Origin of the sequence: Streptomyces sp. NPDC047028, assembly GCF_040644095.1 — a bacterium.
Lineage (GTDB): Bacteria > Actinomycetota > Actinomycetes > Streptomycetales > Streptomycetaceae > Streptomyces.
The window spans coordinates 1-20208 of record NZ_JBEYVS010000046.1 but is presented as its reverse complement, the minus strand read 5'-3'; the positions used below and the strand labels follow the sequence as shown (position 1 = coordinate 20208).

12 protein-coding genes are annotated in these 20208 nt (G+C 70.8%); 9 read left to right on the top strand and 3 right to left on the bottom strand.

The genetic code is table 11. The features are described from left to right. The first annotated feature begins 21 nt into the window (after positions 1 to 21). The 4 genes from dapF to hflX all read left to right on the top strand — a co-directional run bounded on the left by dapF (position 22) and on the right by hflX (position 6725). On the top strand, positions 22 to 891 hold the full coding sequence (dapF, locus tag ABZ854_RS30845) for a diaminopimelate epimerase (RefSeq protein WP_361217343.1): 870 nt from the start codon (positions 22 to 24) through the stop codon (positions 889 to 891). A gap of 218 nt (positions 892 to 1109) precedes the next feature. Beyond that, positions 1110 to 3305: an HD domain-containing protein gene (locus ABZ854_RS30840; protein WP_361217340.1), complete on the top strand. Its 2196-nt coding sequence runs from the start codon at positions 1110 to 1112 to the stop codon at positions 3303 to 3305. Between the two features lie 187 nt (positions 3306 to 3492). Beyond that, positions 3493 to 5010 (top strand): M1 family metallopeptidase, encoded by a 1518-nt coding sequence (locus ABZ854_RS30835; RefSeq protein ID WP_361217337.1) that lies wholly within the window; start codon positions 3493 to 3495, stop codon positions 5008 to 5010. A 221-nt stretch (positions 5011 to 5231) separates the two neighbouring features. Continuing rightward, positions 5232 to 6725 (top strand): GTPase HflX, encoded by a 1494-nt coding sequence (gene hflX / locus ABZ854_RS30830; protein ID WP_361217334.1) that lies wholly within the window; start codon positions 5232 to 5234, stop codon positions 6723 to 6725. A 162-nt stretch (positions 6726 to 6887) separates the two neighbouring features. On the opposite strand, the gene ABZ854_RS30825 is transcribed toward hflX, so the two are convergent. Then, on the bottom strand, positions 6888 to 8102 hold the full coding sequence (locus ABZ854_RS30825; RefSeq protein ID WP_361217331.1) for a hypothetical protein: 1215 nt from the start codon (positions 8100 to 8102) through the stop codon (positions 6888 to 6890). Positions 8103 to 8240: 138 nt separating this feature from the next. Then, positions 8241 to 9476, bottom strand: coding sequence for a hypothetical protein (locus tag ABZ854_RS30820; RefSeq protein ID WP_361217328.1), 1236 nt, complete (start codon positions 9474 to 9476; stop codon positions 8241 to 8243). 567 nt (positions 9477 to 10043) lie between these two features. Between ABZ854_RS30820 and ABZ854_RS30815 the strand changes: the two genes are divergently transcribed. The 3 genes from ABZ854_RS30815 (at position 10044) to ABZ854_RS30805 (ending at position 14959) form a co-directional block, all read left to right on the top strand. Continuing rightward, positions 10044 to 11900: an IucA/IucC family protein gene (locus tag ABZ854_RS30815; RefSeq protein ID WP_361217439.1), complete on the top strand. Its 1857-nt coding sequence runs from the start codon at positions 10044 to 10046 to the stop codon at positions 11898 to 11900. Positions 11901 to 12086: 186 nt separating this feature from the next. Next, positions 12087 to 12716: a GNAT family N-acetyltransferase gene (locus ABZ854_RS30810; RefSeq protein ID WP_361217436.1), complete on the top strand. Its 630-nt coding sequence runs from the start codon at positions 12087 to 12089 to the stop codon at positions 12714 to 12716. A 266-nt stretch (positions 12717 to 12982) separates the two neighbouring features. After that, positions 12983 to 14959: an ATP-dependent DNA helicase gene (locus tag ABZ854_RS30805; protein ID WP_361217325.1), complete on the top strand. Its 1977-nt coding sequence runs from the start codon at positions 12983 to 12985 to the stop codon at positions 14957 to 14959. 174 nt (positions 14960 to 15133) lie between these two features. Here the strand turns inward: ABZ854_RS30805 and lexA are convergent, their stop codons facing one another. Beyond that, positions 15134 to 15913 carry a transcriptional repressor LexA gene (lexA, locus tag ABZ854_RS30800; RefSeq protein WP_129306173.1) on the bottom strand — a complete coding sequence of 260 codons (780 nt, stop codon included), beginning with the start codon at positions 15911 to 15913 and terminating at the stop codon, positions 15134 to 15136. 587 nt (positions 15914 to 16500) lie between these two features. On the opposite strand from lexA, the gene nrdR reads away from it, so the two are divergent. Both nrdR and ABZ854_RS30790 read left to right on the top strand, forming a co-directional pair. Beyond that, positions 16501 to 17052, top strand: a complete 552-nt coding sequence (gene nrdR, locus ABZ854_RS30795) for a transcriptional regulator NrdR (RefSeq protein WP_361217321.1) — start codon at positions 16501 to 16503, stop codon at positions 17050 to 17052. 166 nt (positions 17053 to 17218) lie between these two features. After that, entirely contained in the window at positions 17219 to 20107 is a 2889-nt protein-coding gene (locus ABZ854_RS30790; RefSeq protein WP_361217318.1) for a vitamin B12-dependent ribonucleotide reductase, read from the top strand. The last annotated feature ends 101 nt before the right edge of the window (positions 20108 to 20208 follow it).

Below are 20208 nucleotides of genomic sequence, written 5' to 3'. Positions count from 1 at the left end.
GCGACCCCGTACGATCGAGGCATGAGCACCCGCATCCCGTTCCTGAAGGGGCACGGCACCGAGAACGATTTCGTGATCGTTCCGGACCCCGAGAACGCCCTCGACCTGACCCCGGCCGCCGTCGCCGCCCTGTGCGACCGCCGCGCCGGTATCGGCGGCGACGGGGTGCTGCACGTCGTGCGGTCCGCCGCCCACCCGGAGGCCGCGGGGATGGCGGCCGAGGCGGAGTGGTTCATGGACTACCGCAACGGCGACGGCTCGGTCGCGGAGATGTGCGGCAACGGCGTACGCGTGTTCGCGCGCTACCTCCAGCACGCGGGGCACGCCACCGAGGGAGACCTCGCGATCGCCACGCGCGGGGGCGTGAAGACCGTGCACATCGCCAAGGACGGTGACATCACCGTCGGCATGGGCCGCGCCCGCCTCCCCCAAGGGGGCGTCACGGTGCGTGTCGGAGAGCGCAGCTGGCCCGCCCGCAACGTGAACATGGGCAACCCGCACGCGGTCGCCTTCGTCGAGGATCTCGCGCACGCCGGCGACCTGCTCTCCCCGCCCCCCTTCAGCCCGGCCGACGCCTACCCGGACGGGGTGAACGTCGAGTTCGTCGTGGACCGCGGCCCCCGCCACGTCGCCCTGCGCGTGCACGAGCGCGGTTCCGGCGAGACCCGCTCGTGCGGCACGGGCGCGTGCGCCGTCGCCGTGGCAGCGGCCCGGCGTGACGGCGCCGATCCCGCGACGACCGGCACCCCGGCGACGTACACCGTGGACGTGCCCGGCGGACGGCTCGTCATCACCGAACGCCCGGACGGCGAGGTCGAGATGACCGGCCCCGCCGTGATCGTCGCCGAGGGCGAGATCGACGCCGAGTGGCTCGCGGGCGTACTGCGCTGACCGAAAGTCCTGCCGATCGCAGGGCACATGGCGCACATCCCAAACCTCCTGACCGTCGCTCGAATGGGTGATCCGTTTCACGCTCGGCGAGAGGCGGTCGGTCGGGCGTGGTGAGCTCGGTAGCATCAAGCACCGGCACGGACGGGGGAGACGTCGCCATCCCTGAGCCGCGCACGCCCTCGGGGCCCCGTCCGCCGGTCCACGAGCCGGAGGTGCCCATGAGTGCGGAGGCCACGAACCCTGCGAATCCCGGCCCGGTGGCGCCCTCGCCGTCCGCGGTGCCTACCGCGGCCCGCAGGAAGTCCCGGCCCCGGATCGACCTGCGCCGGCTCGGCCGGGCCGCGCTGCTCGGGCCCACCGCCCGCACCAGACTGCCCGACGCCATCAGCCATGTCGTCGAGGCCCACCGCGCGCACCACCCCGACGCCGAACTCGAACCCCTGCGCCGCGCCTACGTCCTGGCCGAGTCCTCGCACCGCGGCCAGATGCGCAAGAGCGGTGAGCCGTACATCACGCACCCGCTCGCCGTGACCCTGATCCTCGCCGAACTGGGCGCCGAGACCACCACCTTGACGGCCTCCCTGCTCCACGACACCGTCGAGGACACCGACGTGACCCTGGATCAGGTGCGGGAACAATTCGGCGAGGAGGTCCGTTATCTAGTCGACGGTGTGACGAAACTCGAGAAGGTCGACTACGGAGCCGCCGCCGAACCGGAGACCTTCCGCAAGATGCTCGTCGCCACCGGCAACGACGTGCGCGTGATGTCGATCAAGCTCGCCGACCGCCTCCACAACATGCGCACCCTCGGCGTGATGCGCCCGGAGAAGCAGGCGCGGATCGCCAAGGTCACCCGGGACGTCCTCATCCCGCTCGCCGAACGCCTGGGCGTGCAGGCCCTGAAGACCGAACTGGAAGACCTGGTCTTCGCCATCCTGCACCCCGAGGAGTACGCGCACACGAGAGAACTGATCGCCGAGAACACCGCCCGGCCCGACGACCCCCTCGCGGAGATCGCAGACGACGTGCGCGGAGTGCTCAGGGACGCCGGCATCCAGGCCGAGGTGCTCATCCGCCCCCGCCACTTCGTCTCCGTCCACCGCGTGGCCCGCAAACGGGGCCAGTTGCGCGGCGCCGACCTCGGCCGCCTGCTGGTGCTCGTGAACGAGGACGCCGACTGCTACGGCGTGCTGGGCGAGCTGCACACCTGCATGACGCCGGTCGTCTCGGAGTTCAAGGACTTCATCGCCGTACCCAAGTTCAACCTGTACCAGTCGCTGCACACCGCCGTCGCCCGCGCGGACGGACAGGTCGCCGAAGTCCTCATCCGCACCCACCAGATGCACAAGGTCGCCGAGGCGGGCGTCGTCGCCCTCGGCAACCCGTACGCCCCCGGGGCCGACGACCCCACCGACGGCGAGCGTGCCGACCCCACCCGCCCCGGCTGGCTCTCCCGCCTCCTCGACTGGCAGCAGGCGGCGCCCGATCCCGACACCTTCTGGTCCACCCTGCGCGAGGACCTGGCCCAGGACCGCGAGATCACCGTCTTCCGGCCCGACGGCGGCACCCTCGGCCTGCCCGAGGGCGCCACCTGCGTGGACGCCGCGTACGCGCAGTACGGCGAGGACGCGCACGCGTGCATCGGAGCCGGCGTCAACGGCCGCCTTGCCACCCTCAGCACCGTCCTGCGGGACGGCGACACCGTCCAGCTCATCATGGGCCAGGACCCGGCCTCGGAACCCTCCCGCGAGTGGCTGGAGCACGCCCACACCCCGGCCGCCCGCATCGCCATCCAGCGCTGGATCGCCGCGCATCCGGCGGGAGCGGAGGAACCGGAGACCCCCACGGACACCGACACCGCGACCGCGACCCGTCGCGCCGGCGCGCACGCCGGGGTCCACGACGGTACGAGCGCCCCGTCGGTACGCCCACCCGCCGGTGTTCCCGCGGGCCGCCCCCGCGGCGCCGATGTCCTCGTCGACCCTCCCGGCGCCGTCGTACGGCTCGCCGGGTGCTGTACGCCCGTACCGCCCGACGAGATCACCGGCTTCGCCGTCCGCGGGGGAGTGGTGACCGTGCACCGCCTGCGGTGCACGGCAGTGGAGCACATGACGAGCCGGGGGCGCGCACACGTCGGCGTGCGCTGGGGGGAGACGGCCGCATGCCGGGTCACCCTCGTCGCTGAATCGTTCGGCCGCCCCCATCTGCTCGCCGACCTCACCGAGGCGATGGCCCTGGAAGGCGCTGAGATCGTCTCCGCCACGGTCGAGCCGCCGACCGAGCAGCGGGTCCGCCACACCTACACGCTTCAGCTCCCCGACGCGGCCCACCTGCCCGCCCTCATGCGCGCGATGCGCGACGTCCCCGGCGTGTACGACGTGAGCCGCGCCCAGCACCAGGCACCGGCCTCCTGAGCGGCGCCCGGCACCGGGCACCGGCCTCCTGAGCAACGGCCGGCCCGCCGCACGTCAGCGCCCCGCACCGGCCCGAGGGGTGCCGGCCGACGGGCCCTGCGGAAGACGGCGTCCCGGAGCTACCCGTTCGGGTGGGACGAGCGCGCGTCGCCCACGTGGCGGCCGCGCGCGCTGGTAGCGGTGGTCCATGCCGCTCACCCCCCGCCTGCGCACGAGCCTCGCGTCCTTCCGGCACCGGACCACCCGGCACCGCAAGACGGCCCTGCTCGCCTCCGCCGTCTCCGTCTGCCTCCTCGCCGCCGGCGCCCCCGCCGCGCCCCTCGGCATCGGCGACCGGCTCTTCCCGTACCTGGGCAACCCGGGATACGACGTGGCGTCGTACGACCTCTCCTTCACCTATCCCGGCACCAACGACAAGCCGCTCCAGGCCGTCACCACCATCAACGCCCGGACGACCACCGAGCTGGACCGCCTCAACCTCGACTTCGCGCACGGCACCGTCGAGTCCGTCGACGTCGACGGACACCCGGCGGACTTCACCAGCGCGGGCGAGGACCTCGTCGTCACGCCGGAGGACCCGCTGCCGCTCGGCAGCTGGACCACGATCACCGTGAAGCACACCAGCGACCCCCGGCCCGCCAAGGGCGAGGACGGCGGCTGGGTGCGCACCTCCGACGGCCTCGCCATGGCCAACCAGGCCGACGCCGCCCACCTGGTCTTCCCGTGCAACGACCACCCGTCCGACAAGGCGATGTTCACCTTCCACATCACCGCCCCCAACGGCTACACCGTCGTCGCGAACGGACTCCCGGCCGGCGCCGACCGGGCCGGCGGCTCCACCACCTGGACCTATCGCAGCCGGCACCCCATGGCGACCGAACTGGCCCAGGTGTCCATCGGCCACTCGGCCGTACCGCACCGCGAGGGACCCCACGGGCTGCCCGTACGGGACGTCGTCCCCAGCGCCGACCGCAAGGCCCTGGAACCCTGGCTGGCCAAGACGCCCGACCAGATCGCCTGGATGGAGAGCAAGGTCGGCCCCTTCCCGTTCGAGACGTACGGCCTGATCATGGCCCAGGCGTCCACCGGGTTCGAACTGGAGACGCAGACGCTGTCCCTGTTCGAGAAGGACCTGTTCACCGACCCCGCCTACCCCAAGTGGTACGTCGAGTCGATCATGGTGCACGAGCTGTCCCACCAGTGGTTCGGCGACAGCGTCAGCCCCCGCACCTGGTCCGACGTGTGGCTCAACGAGGGGCACGCGACCTGGTACGAGGCCCTGTACGCCGAGGAGAAGTCGCACCACCCGATGGAGGCCCGTATGAAGGCCGCCTACAGCGCCTCCGACGGCTGGCGCGCCGCCGGCGGTCCGCCCGCCCGGCCCAAGCCGCCCGCGCCCGGCCAGAAGATCGGCATCTTCCGGTCGAACGTCTACGACGGCGCGGCGCTCGCCCTCTACGCGCTGCGGCAGGAGATCGGCCGGCCCGCCTTCGAGCGCCTGGAGAGGGCCTGGGTCCAGCAGTACCGGGACTCCACCGCAGGCACCGCGGACTACGTCCGCCTCGCCTCGGCCATCGCCGGCCGCGACCTGACCGGCTTCTTCCAGGCCTGGCTGTACGGAGCGAAGACCCCGCCGATGCCCGGCCACCCGGACTGGAAGTCGGACCCGCCGACCAAGGCGGCGAAGCGCCGGACCGCGCGATAACACGGTGACGCGGGCCCGTGGGACAGCGCGATAACACGATGACGGGACGGGACGTGCCGTGCGACCATCGTCGGGTTGGGCGGCACGGGATGCGGGAATCTTCCTGGGTACCCGTGCGTTGTCCCTCCTGAGCGGGGGCTCTCAGGACCGGCGCGGTGACGCGCCGCGACGTATGCCGACGGCCCCACGCGCACCGGTATTCCCATCGACGTAAGGATCCAATGACCTCCTCTTCTTCCCCTTCCCAGGACACCAAGCGCCTCGCGCACAGCCACCCCGAGGGTCTCCGGGCCGATGCCCTGATGGAAGAGGACGTCGCCTGGAGCTACGAGATCGACGGCGAGCGGGACGGCGACCAGTTCGACCGCTCCGAGCGCGCGGCCCTGCGCCGCGTGGCGGGGCTCTCCACCGAGCTGGAGGACGTCACCGAGGTCGAGTACCGGCAGCTCCGCCTGGAGCGGGTCGTGCTCGTCGGCGTGTGGACCACCGGCACCGCGCAGGACGCCGAGAACTCCCTCGCGGAGCTGGCCGCCCTCGCGGAGACCGCGGGCGCGCTCGTCCTCGACGGCGTCATCCAGCGCCGCGACAAGCCCGACGCGGCCACCTACATCGGCTCCGGCAAGGCCGAGGAACTGCGCGGCGTCGTCCTCGAAACGGGCGCGGACACCGTCATCTGCGACGGTGAACTGAGCCCCGGCCAGCTCATCCACCTCGAAGACGTCGTCAAGGTCAAGGTCATCGACCGTACGGCTCTGATCCTCGACATCTTCGCCCAGCACGCCAAGTCCCGAGAGGGCAAGGCGCAGGTCGCGCTCGCGCAGATGCAGTACATGCTGCCGCGGCTGCGCGGCTGGGGTCAGTCGCTGTCCCGGCAGATGGGCGGCGGCAAGGGCGGCGGCCTCGCCACCCGTGGTCCCGGTGAGACCAAGATCGAGACCGACCGGCGGCGGATCCGCGAGAAGATGGCGAAGATGCGCCGGGAGATCGCGGAGATGAAGACCGGCCGTGACCTCAAGCGCCAGGAGCGACGGCGCAACAAGGTGCCGTCCGTCGCCATCGCGGGCTACACCAACGCCGGCAAGTCCTCCCTGCTGAACCGGCTCACGGGCGCCGGCGTCCTCGTCGAGAACGCGCTGTTCGCGACCCTGGACCCGACCGTCCGCCGGGCGGAGACCCCGACGGGCCGGGCCTACACACTGGCCGACACCGTCGGCTTCGTCCGGCACCTGCCGCACCACCTGGTCGAGGCGTTCCGCTCCACCATGGAGGAGGTCGGCGGCTCCGACCTCATCCTGCACGTGGTGGACGGTTCGCACCCGAACCCGGAGGAGCAGCTCGCCGCTGTGCGCGAGGTGATCCGGGACGTCGGCGCGACCGACGTGCCCGAGATCGTCGTGATCAACAAGGCGGACGCCGCCGACCCGCTGGTCCTGCAGCGGCTGATGCGGATCGAGAAGCGTTCCATCGCCGTCTCGGCCCGCACCGGCCGGGGCCTCGACGAGCTGCGCGCGCTGATCGACGACGAGCTGCCCCGGCCGGCCGTCGAGATCGAGGCGCTCGTGCCGTACACCCAGGGCAAGCTGGTCGCGCGCGCCCACGCCGAGGGCGAGGTGATCTCCGAGGAGCACACCGCGGAGGGCACCCTGCTCAAGGTCCGGGTGCACGCGGAACTCGCCTCGGACCTGGCGCCGTACGCGCCGGCGCCCGCGGCCTGACACCGGCCCGGCCGGCGGCTGAACGGCCCGGCCGAACGAACGCAGGGCGAAGGCCCGCTGTCCCCTGGAGGACGGCGGGCCTTCGCTCTCACGTTGCCCCGGTCGCCGGTCGCCGGTCGCCGGTCGCCGGTCGCCGGTCCCGGGGCGCGTGGGCGCCGCTGTTCAGCGGCCTCCGTACGTCCTGCTCATGTTCTGGTAGAGCCCCTCGGCCTCCGTGCCCAGCTGCGGGCCCGCCAGCCAGGTGTTGTCCAGCGGGCCGATCGACGTGTTCGACACCAGGACCGTCTTGCCGTTCAGCACCCGGAACCAGCCGCCGCCGGAGGAGCCGCCGGTCATCGTGCAGCCGATCCGGTACATCGTCGGCAGGGACGGGCTCAGCGAGAGCCGGCCGGGCCGGTCCAGGCACTTGAACATCTTCAGCCCGCTGTACGGCGGCGCCGCCGGGTAGCCCCAGGCACCCATGCTGCCGACCTCGGTCGCGGACGGAGCCGAGAAGTCGACGTCGAGGGCCGCGCCGACCGTCTCCTCCAGCGACTTCGAACCCGACTCCGGCTTCACGTGCAGTACCGCGTAGTCGTACGCCGCACCCGCGCCGCCCGATTCCGAGCCACCCCGGATCCACTGGTTCGAGGTGGAGGCCCAGTCCGCCCACCAGGTGCCGTAGGGGGCGACCTGCGAGGCCGTCGCATGGGCCAGCTGGGAGGCGGACTCGCCGAGGTCGTTGTACGACGGCACGAACGCGATGTTGCGGTACCACCCGCCGCTCCCACCGGCGTGCACGCAGTGCCCCGCCGTCCACACCAGGTTGGACTTGCCCGGATGGTTGACGTCCTTGATCACGGTCCCGGAACAGACCATCGGCCCCTTCGGGGAGTCGAAGAACACCTTCCCCACCGGAGCCGCGTGCCGGTGGTACGGCGTCTTCTCCGCCGCGGCCGGCACGGGCCGTGGTTCCGGATCACTGACGCCCTGATCGGCGGAGGCGTCCTTCGCCGAGACCGTCTTGTTCGCTTCCTGCGCGGACTTCATCCGCTCCGGCTTCCACAGCCCGTCGATCACCGGGTTGACGAAGTCCTGGGCCGCGCTCAGCCACTTGTCCTTGTCCCAGTTCTTCCAGCCGCCGTGCTGCCACTGGTCGACGTCGATGCCGTGCTTCTTCAGCTTGTCCGTGATGCCCGCCGGAATCCGGGCCTTGCCGCCGGCGTCGGCGGCCCGGGAGGCTCCCGCTCCGGCTCCCGCCTGGTCGCTCGCCTTGTCGCCGCCCGAGCCGCCGCAGGCGGTCGCGGTGAGTGCCAGGGCGGCGACCAGGCCGGTCGCGGTGAGGACGGCGCGGCCGCGCCGGGACCGGCGTGCCGAGGACATACGTGTGGAACGCATGGTGCGATGACCCCCGTTGATGCGTGTGATGAGACCCCACTATGCCCGTGGGATCGGGGACGAACGGCGGCGAGCCGGTGAAGGTTCCTGTCAGACGCCCCGCCGCCGCCCATGACCCCGCTGATCCGCGGCCGGACCCTAGCGCCCGGCGAACTTCTTGCTGACCGTCTGGTACACGCCCTTGGCCACGTCACCCAGGCGGGGACCCGCCAACCAGCCCGAAGTCACCGGACCGATCGACGTGTTGGACACCAGCGCCGGCTTGCCGTCCGGGCCCGTCTCCACCCAGCCGCCGCCGGAGGAGCCGCCGGTCATCGTGCAGCCGATGCGGTACATCGTCGGGTCGGACTTCTTGAGCGACAGCCGGCCCGGCTTGTCCTGGCACTGGTACAGCAGCTGCCCGTCGTACGGCGGCGCCGCCGGGTATCCCGACGCCGTCATCTTCCGCACCTTCGGCACCGCCGGTGCGTTGAAGTTCACCGGCAGCGCACCGCCGACCGTCTCCTCCAGCGACTTGCCGCCACTGCCCTGCTCCGGCGTCACATGGATGACGGCGAAGTCGTACGGGGCACCCTGGCCGCCGGTCTCACCGCCCTGGTCGATCCACTGCTGGGACGTCATCGCCCCGTCCGCCCACCACACGCCGTACGGCGCGACCTCGGACTTGGTGGCACCCTGCAGCTGCGCCGCCGACTTGCCCGCGTTGTTGTAGGAGGGCACGAAGGCGATGTTGCGGTACCAGCCGCCCTTCTTGCCCGCGTGCACGCAATGCCCCGCCGTCCAGATGAGGTTGGACTTGCCCGGGTGCGCCGGGTCCTCCACGACCGTCGCCGAGCAGACCATCGTGCCCTCGGGGGAGTCGAAGAACACCTTGCCCGACGCGGCCGCGTTGGTGTGGTATGGCGGCCGGACCGCCTGGGCCTGCACCGGAGCCGGCGTCGGGTCCGTCACGCCCTGGTCGCCGGAGATGTCGTTGTCGTCGACCTTCTTGTCCGGGTCGTTGGCGTGCCGCATCCGGTCCGGGTCCCACAGCCCCTTGATGATCGGGTTGATGAAGTCGTTGGCCTCACGCAGCCAGTCGTCCTTGTCCCAGTTCTTCCAGGCCCCGTGCTTCCACTTGTCGATGTCGATCCCGTGCTCTTTGAGCTTCTGCCGGATGTCGTCCGGGATCTTGATCTTTCCGTCACCGGTGCCGGCCGCGGTCGCGGTGGCGGTCGGTTCGCCGCCGGCGTTGTCATTGCCACCGTCGCCGTTGCAGGCGGTGGCGGTCAGCGCCAGGGTCGAGGCGAGGGCGACTGCCGCCAGCACGGGGGAGGTTCTGCGGGAAGCACCCCTCTCCCGGCGAACGGTGAACGGCGGACGTATGGATCGCATGCTGGTGACTCCCCCTGGAATAAAGGAACTCGGTGCTGAAGTCATGACATCGGCGGGGAACTCATGAGGAGTTCACGCCGGTCCACGACCATCTGGGAACGGCCTCACACACTATGCGCTCGCTGTGGGGGACTTCCGACGGAACGGCAACGGTTCCGTCACGGCAAGGATCTTGAGGCAACCCGTAACCGGGCGGGCGGCGCGCGGTTGGTAGGGGTGGGGAGCCTGCTGCCCGTGCGCGCGGACCCCAAGCATCAGCAGGCATCAACTCGCCTCTGGACGACGGGGAGAAAGCGAGGGGGACAGCCGGGCCGTTCCTACCTGCCTCCCCCACACCTCCTCCGCGGCGTCCGGTGCCGCCACCGACTCACGACGCGGCGACCGCGCCCCCGTACCCGCCCCCGCACACCGCCCCAGCCGAGCCCCCGAGGAGCCGTCTTGCCCGCCGCCCCGACACCCGACGGCCATCCCCTCGCCTCCGCGGAAGGGGTGATCACCGCCGACGAGGCCGCTCCTGCGCCGGTCGCCGAGTCGGTCCCCCAGCAGAAGAAGGGGTCGCCGGAAGCGATGGGGCGGGGGCAGCGGGGGCGCCTCACCGCCGGCCACCTCACCGGCGTCACCGCCGGCCTCGTCACCGACCCCCTCGACGATCCCGATCCGCACCGGGCCGCCCAGGCCGCCGCTGTCGAGAACCTCCTCCGCTGCTGGACACGGGAGACCGGCACCCCCGCGCCGGACGCCGGCGTCCTGCGCATTCCGCTGCCTGCCACCGGCACGTCCCTGACCGTGCCGGTGCACCACTGGTCCCCCGCCGGCTGGCACCGCTTCGGGTCACCGCGTCTCGCCGGCACGCCCGAGTCGGCCCCGCCCGTCGACGCGGTCACCCTCGCCGCGCTGCTCGGCAGGGAAACGCCAGGTAGGGAGACGCCAGGCAGCACCTCCTTCCCGTCAGCCCCCGCCGCCGACCTCGTCTCCGCTGTGGCCGACTCCGTTCGCCGCACCACCACCTTCATCCGCGACCGGCGCGCCGACCCTGCCGACGGCCCCGACCTCTTCCTCAGCGCCGAACAGGCACTCCTCCTCGGTCACCCGCTGCACCCGGCCCCCAAGAGCCGTGAAGGCCTGACCGAGACCGAGGCCCGGCTCTACTCACCGGAATCACACGGCTCCTTCCCCCTGCACTGGATGGCTGTCGCCCCCTCTCTGCTCGCGACCGACTCGGCCTGGACCGAGCGCGGCCGACCCGTCACCGCGGCCGACCTCACCCAGCGGCTCGCCGGACCGGGACTGCCCCTCCCGGACGGCTGCGCCGCGCTGCCCCTGCACCCCTGGCAGGCCCGCGAGGTCCGGCACCGGGAGGTGACCGCCTCCCTCCTCGACTCGGGACTGCTCCGCGACCTCGGACCCTTCGGCCCGCACTGGCACCCCACCTCCTCCGTACGCACCGTCCACCGAACCGGCGCCCCCGCGATGCTGAAGCTGTCGCTCGGCCTGCGGATCACCAACTCCCGCCGGGAGAACCTGCGCAAGGAACTCCACCGCGGGGTCGAGGTGCACCGCCTGCTCCGCGCCGGACTCAGCCGGCAGTGGCAGGCCGCCCACCCCTGCTTCGACATCGTCCGCGACCCCGCCTGGATCGCCGTCGACGACCCGGACGGCCGGCCCGTATCCGGACTCGACACAGTGATCCGACACAACCCGTTCACCGCAGCCGACGACGTCACCTGCGTCGCCGGGCTCGTCTCACCCCGGCCCCTCGCTGGAGAGGACGGCAACCCGTCCACGCACCGGCACACTTCGCCGTACGCGTCCCGAATGGCCGGCCTTGTCGCCCGGCTCGCCGCACGCACCGGCCGTCCCGTCGGAACCGTCGCCGCGGAGTGGTTCCTCCGCTACCTCGAAAACGTCGTCCGCCCCGTGCTGTGGCTGGACAGCGAAGCCGGCATCGCCCTCGAGGCCCACCAGCAGAACACGCTGCTCCTGCTGGACCGTGACGGCTGGCCCGCAGGTGGGCGCTACCGCGACAACCAGGGCTATTACTTCCGCGAGTCCCACCGTGCCGCGCTCGACGCCCGGCTTCCCGGCATCGGCGACCGCAGCGACACCTTCGTCTCCGACGAGGTCACCGACGAACGGTTCACCTATTACCTCGCCATCAACAACGTGTTCGGTCTGATCGGCGCGTTCGGCTCGCAGCACCTCACCGACGAGCGACTGCTCCTCGCCGCGTTCCGCCGCTTCCTCACTGACCTCGCTACGGGACCCGCCGCTCTGCGGACCACCCTGCCCGGCCGCCTGCTCGAATCACCTGTCCTGCGCTGCAAGGCCAATCTGCTGACCCGGCTGCACGGCCTCGACGAACTCGTCGGCCCGGTCGACACCCAGTCCGTCTATGTCACCCTCACCAACCCCCTCCGTTCCTGAACCGACCTCCGCCGACCCGAACAGGCCCACACCGCACAGCCCGTTTCGCCTTCACCTTCCTCCTTCGCCCGAGAGGAGCGCACCGTGCTTCCCACCGACGCGAGTGCCGGCACCGGTTCCGGCTCCGTCGCCCCCCTCCACGCCGACCGCCTCGGTCCCCGACAGGACAGCGAGGACACCCTGGACCTGCGTCTGCCCGACGAGTTCGTCGCGCTCTTCTCAGCGGACCGGCCCGCCCGTACCGATGACCTGCTCGACCACATCGGCACCTGGGGGAGCGTCCCCACGCCCATGGGCACCTTCCAGCTCGTGCCGGTACGCGTCGAGCGCGACCTGCCCCTCATCCATGGCTGGATGAACGACCCCGCCGTCGCCGCGTTCTGGGAGCTGGCCGGGCACCCGAACGAGACGGAGAAGCATGTGCGGGCGCAACTCGACGGTGACGGACGCAGCGTCCCCTGCCTCGGCGTGCAGGACGGCACCCCCCTGAGCTACTGGGAGATCTACCGGGCCGACCTGGATCCGCTCGCCCGCCACTACCCGGCCCGCCCGCACGACACGGGCATCCACCTCCTCATCGGGGACGCCGAGCACCGGGCCCGCCGACTGGGATCCACCCTTCTGCGAGCCGTCGCCGACCAGATCCTGGACCGGCGCCCCGCCTGCGCACGCGTCGTAGCGGAACCCGATCTTCGCAACACCCCCTCCGTGGCCGCGTTCCTGAGCGCGGGATTCCGGTTCGACTCCGAGGTCGACCTGCCCGGCAAGCGGGCCGCCCTCATGGTCAGAGACCGCGTCCTGCGCCATGCCCTGTGAAACTTATTGTCACGCTTCGCAATTGCGTCGTCACATGTAGTACGAGCGACGGGTGGCGTCCGTTCCCGGATGCACGAAAATTCTTCGGATTCCCCCCGACTCGCGGGTTCGAGTCCGCCCACACAGGCGCCCACACCGGCGCCCGCACTCCCCGTCCATCCCTGTCCGCCCTCCTCCCACCCGCAGGAGCCACCGGCCGTGATCCCACCCCCCGACGCCGGCTCGACCATCCGTTTGTCAGTCCAGGGCCGTAGGGTGGTCGGGCTATGACGAAGCCCTCCCTCTCCGAACTCCTGCATGCCGCCGTCGCAGCCGTCGGCGGCACGGAGCGCCCCGGCCAGGTGACCATGGCCGAAGCGGTCGCCGAGGCCATCGACGACGGATCCCACCTGCTGGTCCAGGCCGGCACCGGCACCGGAAAGTCGCTGGGCTACCTCGTGCCCGCGCTCGCGCACGGAGAGCGGGTGGTCGTCGCCACCGCCACCCTCGCCCTCCAGCGCCAGCTCGTGGAGCGAGACCTGCCGCGCACGGTCGACGCCCTGCACCCCCTGCTCCGCCGCCGCCCCGAGTTCGCCATGCTCAAGGGCCGGTCCAACTACCTGTGCCTGCACCGCCTGCACGAGGGCATGCCGCAGGACGAGGAGGAGGGCCTCTTCGACCAGTTCGAGGCCGCCGCTCCCACCAGCAAGCTCGGCCAGGACCTGCTCCGCCTGCGTGACTGGTCGGACGACACCGAGACCGGCGACCGGGACGACCTCACGCCGGGTGTCTCCGACCGCGCCTGGGCGCAGGTGTCGGTGTCCTCCCGTGAGTGCCTGGGCGCGTCCAAGTGCGCGTACGGCGCCGAGTGCTTCGCCGAGCTGGCCCGGGAGCGGGCCAAGCTCGCCGAGGTCGTCGTCACCAACCACGCGCTGCTGGCCATCGACGCCATCGAGGGCGCGCCGGTGCTGCCGCAGCACGAGGTGCTGATCGTGGACGAGGCGCACGAACTGGTCTCCCGCGTCACCGGCGTCGCCACCGGCGAACTCACGCCCGGCCAGGTCAACCGCGCGGTGCGGCGTGCGGCGAAGCTCGTCAACGAGAAGGCGGCGGATCAGCTGCAGACCGCGAGCGAGGGCTTCGAGAGAGTGATGGAACTGGCCCTCCCGGGCCGTCTGGAAGAGATCCCCGAGGACCTCGGCTACGCGCTGATGGCCCTGCGGGACGCCGCTCGCACGGTCATCTCCGCGATCGGCGCGACCCGCGACAAATCGGTCCAGGACGAGGACGCCGTCCGCAAACAGGCGCTGGCCTCGGTCGAGTCGGTGCACGACGTGGCCGAGCGGGTCCTGAACGGCTCGGAGTGGGACGTCGTCTGGTACGAGCGGCACGACCGCTTCGGGGCGTCCCTGCGCGTCGCCCCGATGTCAGTCTCCGGGCTGCTCAGGGAGAAACTGTTCGCGGACCGGACCGTCGCCCTCACCTCCGCGACCCTCAAGCTGGGCGGCGACTTCAACGGCGTGGGCGCCTCGCTCGGCCTCGGTCCCGAAGGCGCGACCGGCGAGGATTTGCCGCAGTGGACGGGTGTCGACGTCGGTTCGCCCTTCGACTACCCGAAGCAGGGCATTCTGTACGTCGCCAAGCATCTTGCGCGGCCCGCCCGGGACGGCGACCGAGCGGACATGCTGGATGAGCTGACCGAGCTGATCCAGTCGGCAGGCGGCCGTACTCTCGGGCTGTTCTCATCGATGCGGGCTGCTCAGCTCGCCGCCGAGGAGTTGCGCACGAGGATCCCGGAGTTCCCCGTTTTGCTCCAGGGCGAGGAGACACTCGGTGAACTGATCAAGAACTTCGCCGCCGATCCCCGGACCTGTCTCTTCGGCACGCTGTCGCTCTGGCAGGGCGTGGACGTCCCCGGCCCCAGTTGTCAGCTGGTCGTCATGGACAAGATCCCGTTCCCGCGGCCCGACGACCCGCTGATGAGCGCCCGGCAGAAGGCGGTGGAGGACGCGGGCGGCAACGGCTTCATGGCTGTGGCCGCCACGCACGCGGCGCTGCTCATGGCCCAGGGCGCCGGCCGGCTCGTCCGCGCCTCGGGTGACCGCGGTGTCGTAGCCGTGCTGGACCAGCGGCTGGCCACGGCGCGGTACGGGTCCTATCTGAAGGCCTCGCTGCCCGACTTCTGGTACACCACGGACCGTAACCAGGTGCGCAAGTCGCTGGCGGCGATCGACGCGCTGGCGAAGCAGGCGGAAGCCGAATAGAGCGGTACTCCTGGGCGGTCACGCTGCGGCGGGCTGACCGCCCAGGAGAAGAAGTGGCCGGTCTCCAGGGCGAAAATCCTCTGGGGTGAAAAGCACGGGACCCCGGAACCGGCGCAGGGGTTCCGGGGCCCGGTCAGGGGGCGGGCCGCCTTCGGGGCCCGCCCGCCGCAGCCGTCACACGCGCCGCAGCACGGCGACGACCTTGCCCAGGATGGTCGCGTCGTCGCCAGGGATCGGCTCATAAGCCGCGTTGTGCGGGAGGAGCCACACGTGGCCGTCCTCGCGCTTGAACCGCTTCACGGTGGCCTCGCCCTCCAGCATGGCCGCCACGATGTCGCCGTTCTCGGCGACGGGCTGACGGCGGACGGTGACCCAGTCGCCGTCGCAGATCGCGGCCTCGATCATCGAGTCGCCGACCACCTTGAGGACGAAGAGTTCGCCGTCACCGACGAGCTGACGGGGGAGCGGGAAGACGTCCTCCACCGACTCCTCCGCCAGGATCGGGCCGCCGGCCGCGATCCGGCCGACCAGCGGCACATAGGACGCGGCGGGCTTACCGGCCGTGTCGGTCGGCTGCACGGAGACGCTCTGGTCGGAGCCGCGCACCTCGTATGCGCGCGGCCGGTGCGGGTCCCGGCGCAGGAAGCCCTTGCGCTCCAGTGCCATCAGCTGGTGCGCCACGGAGGACGTGCTGGACAAGCCGACGGCCTGGCCGATCTCCCGCATCGACGGCGGGTACCCCCGACGCTGCACGGAGTCCCTGATGACCTCGATCACCCGGCGCTGCCGGTCCGTGAGTCCGGAGCTGTCCGCCCGGATGCCTGGAGGTCGACCCGGCAGGGAGCGCTTGTGCCCCTCCGGACTCGTGGCTTCGTTCATCGCATGCACCGGCTCGACCCGGCCCTGGGAGCGGTCCTGGGCAGTGATGGTGGCACTGTCTGCGGTGGTGGTCACGTCGGCCCCTCTCGATGGTCTCCCTGCTGCACAACGGTAGTTGCTTTCGAAAGGTTGCGCCAAACACACGTTCGAGTGAAAAACCGCGGTTCGCCTGGTGCGGTGATGTGTCTGGGTGTATAGCTGACGCGGCACCTGGCGGACGAAAGCGCCCATTGTTGTACTCTTCACCGCCAGGATGGTGACCTCGTGGGTCGCCGCCCCAGTCTGCCATCCGGAATCCGGTCAACCGGTCCCCGGGTCCCTTCTGCGCCGGAGTCGCACGCGTCCTCCGTCCGGCGCCCACGGTATCTCCGTAAGTGTCGCCGGGGTACGGTCGTGCGTCCGTGTGTTCGGACGTACTCATGGGCGCGGCCCGTGACACCGCCCGGGCCCGTGCTCGGGCCGCGACACGCGAGCCCACCTTCGCCTATGGCCCGATCCACCACATGTAGTGGTTGGATGGCTACCGCGCACCAGAACTTGTGTTTTTCTCAGGTGCCCCCGGGTCTCCCGGGCCGCCGCGATCGCCTATGCTTAGGCCTGCTTCGCGGGACCCCTGAGGTCTGGCGAGGCTGTTGAGTCTGCTGTGAGGAGGGTTGGAGATCATGCACTGCCCCTTCTGCAGGCACCCCGACAGCCGCGTGGTCGACAGCCGTACGACCGACGACGGCACGTCGATCCGCAGGCGCCGCCAGTGCCCCGACTGCTCCCGTCGTTTCACGACCGTGGAGACGTGCTCGCTCATGGTGGTGAAGCGGTCCGGAGTCACCGAACCGTTCAGCCGTACCAAGGTCATCAACGGCGTGCGCAAGGCATGCCAGGGGCGGCCTGTCACCGAGGACGCACTCGCCCAGCTCGGCCAGCGGGTCGAGGAGGCGGTGCGGGCCACCGGGAGCGCCGAGCTGACCACCCACGACGTGGGACTGGCCATACTCGGCCCGTTGCAGGAACTCGACCTTGTCGCCTATCTGCGATTCGCCTCGGTCTACCGGGCGTTCGACTCGCTCGAGGACTTCGAGGCCGCCATCGCGGAGCTGAGGCGGGCGACACGGGACCCCGCCGCGGACGACCAGGACGCGGGAGCGGGAAGCCAGGAAGACGACCGCGGACGCGGCGGGACCACGCAGGTCCCCGCGCCCGCCCACGCCGCCGACTGACCGGCGGCCCGGAGACCGCCGTTCCATGGCCGGGCTCCGGCCGGAGGCGGCGACCGAAGACCTGTTGCGGGCGGCAGCGTGGGATGCCCGTGACACAAGACAGAAACACCGTGCCACGGGAACAACGGGGCACTTCAGGGCGTTTTCGCCCGTACAGGGAGGCGGCATGACAGAGACGGCGAGCGGTCCGGCACGAGGTTCCCGAGCCAAGGGCGCCAAGGCCACCAAGGGGCTGCGGGTCGAGCGCATCCACACCACCCCGGGCGTGCACCCGTACGACGAGGTGAGCTGGGAGCGCCGTGACGTCGTCATGACCAACTGGCGCGACGGCTCGGTCAACTTCGAGCAGCGTGGCGTCGAGTTCCCCGACTTCTGGTCGGTGAACGCGGTCAACATCGTCACCAGCAAGTACTTCCGCGGTGCCGTCGGCACCCCGCAGCGCGAGGTCAGCCTCAAGCAGCTGATCGACCGCATCGTGAAGACGTACCGGAAGGCCGGCGAGGACCACAAGTACTTCGTCTCGTCCGCCGACGCCGAGATCTTCGAGCACGAACTGGCGTACGCCCTCCTGCACCAGATCTTCAGCTTCAACAGCCCCGTCTGGTTCAACGTCGGCACGCCCCAGCCCCAGCAGGTCTCCGCCTGCTTCATCCTGTCCGTCGACGACTCCATGGAGTCGATCCTCGACTGGTACAAGGAAGAGGGCATGATCTTCAAGGGCGGCTCCGGCGCCGGCCTGAACCTCTCCCGCATCCGCTCCTCCAAGGAGCTGCTCTCCTCCGGCGGCAACGCCTCCGGTCCCGTCTCCTTCATGCGTGGGGCGGACGCCTCCGCGGGCACCATCAAGTCCGGTGGTGCCACCCGCCGCGCCGCCAAGATGGTCGTGCTCGACGTCGACCACCCCGACATCGAGGACTTCATCGAGACCAAGGTGAAGGAGGAGGAGAAGATCCGCGTCCTGCGGGACGCCGGTTACGACATGGACCTCGGCGGCGACGACATCGCCTCCGTCCAGTACCAGAACGCCAACAACTCGGTCCGCGTGAACGACGAGTTCATGACGGCGGTCCAGGACGGAGGCCGGTTCGGCCTGCGCGCCCGCATGACCGGCGAGGTCATCGAGGAGGTCGACGCCAAGGCGCTCTTCCGCAAGATCGCCGAGGCCGCCTGGGCCTGCGCCGACCCCGGCATCCAGTACGACGACACGATCAACACCTGGCACACCTGCCCCGAGTCCGGCCGGATCACCGCGTCGAACCCGTGCAGCGAGTACATGCACCTGGACAACACGTCCTGCAACCTGGCCTCGCTGAACCTGATGAAGTTCCTCAAGGACGACGGTCAGGGCAACCAGTCCTTCGAGACCGAGCGCTTCCAGAAGGTCGTCGAGCTCGTCATCACCGCGATGGACATCTCCATCTGCTTCGCGGACTTCCCGACCCAGAAGATCGGCGAGAACACACGCGCGTTCCGCCAGCTCGGCATCGGCTACGCCAACCTCGGCGCCCTGCTGATGGCGACGGGCCACGCGTACGACTCCGACGGCGGACGCGCCCTGGCCGGCGCCATCACCTCCCTGATGACGGGTACGGCCTACCGCCGCTCCGCCGAACTGGCCGCCGTCGTCGGCCCGTACGACGGCTACGCGCGCAACGCCGACGCCCACAACCGCGTCATGAAGCAGCACGCCGACGCCAACGGCACGGCCGTCCGCATGGACGACCTGGACACGCCGGTGTGGGCCGCTGCCACGGAGGCCTGGCAGGACGTCGTCCGCCTCGGCGACAAGAACGGTTTCCGCAACTCGCAGGCGTCCGTCCTCGCCCCGACCGGCACCATCGGTCTGGCGATGTCCTGCGACACCACCGGTGTCGAGCCCGACCTCGCCCTGGTGAAGTTCAAAAAGCTCGTCGGCGGCGGCTCGATGCAGATCGTCAACGGCACCGTCCCGCAGGCCCTTCGCCGCCTGGGCTACCAGGAGGAGCAGATCGAGGCGGTCGTCGCCCACATCGCCGAGAACGGCAACGTGATCGACGCCCCCGGTCTCAAGCACGAGCACTACGAGGTGTTCGACTGCGCCATGGGCGAGCGCGCCATCTCCCCGATGGGCCACGTCCGCATGATGGCCGCGATCCAGCCCTGGATCTCCGGTGCCATCTCCAAGACGGTCAACATGCCGGAGACGGCGACCGTCGAGGAGGTCGAGGAGATCTACTACGGGGCCTGGAAGCTCGGCGTCAAGGCGCTCGCGATCTACCGCGACAACTGCAAGGTCGGCCAGCCGCTGTCCGCCAAGAAGAAGGACACCGCGGAGGAGAAGGCCAAGCAGCCCGCCGCCGTCGAGGGCAAGGTGGAGAAGGTCGTCGAGTACCGTCCGGTCCGCAAGCGCCTGCCCAAGGGCCGTCCCGGCATCACCACGTCCTTCACGGTCGGCGGCGCCGAGGGCTACATGACGGCCAACTCCTACCCGGACGACGGCCTCGGCGAGGTCTTCCTGAAGATGTCCAAGCAGGGCTCCACGCTCGCGGGCATGATGGACGCCTTCTCCATCGCCGTCTCGGTGGGCCTCCAGTACGGCGTCCCCCTCGAGACGTACGTCTCGAAGTTCACCAACATGCGCTTCGAGCCGGCCGGTATGACGGACGACCCGGACGTGCGGATGGCGCAGTCGATCGTCGACTACATCTTCCGCCGCCTGGCGCTGGACTTCCTGCCCTTCGAGACGCGCTCCGCGCTCGGCATCCACTCCGCCGAGGAGCGTCAGCGCCACCTGGAGACCGGTTCCTACGAGCCCTCCGAGGACGAGGTCGACGTCGAGGGTCTGGCCCAGTCGGCGCCGCGCGCCCAGGAGCTGAAGGCGGTCGCCGCGCCGAAGGCCGAGACCGAGGTGGCCAAGCCGGCGCCGCAGCAGGCCCACACCAGCGCCGAGCTGGTGGAAATGCAGCTGGGGATCCAGGCCGACGCCCCGCTGTGCTTCTCCTGCGGTACGAAGATGCAGCGGGCCGGCTCCTGCTACATCTGCGAGGGCTGCGGCTCGACCAGCGGCTGCAGCTGATGACACTTCGCTGCTGAAGTAGTTGAAGTGAGGGGCGCCGGCCTATGGCAGTCTGGAGCACCTGGTCGAGAAGATGAACGGCCTCACCGACAAGCCCCTGC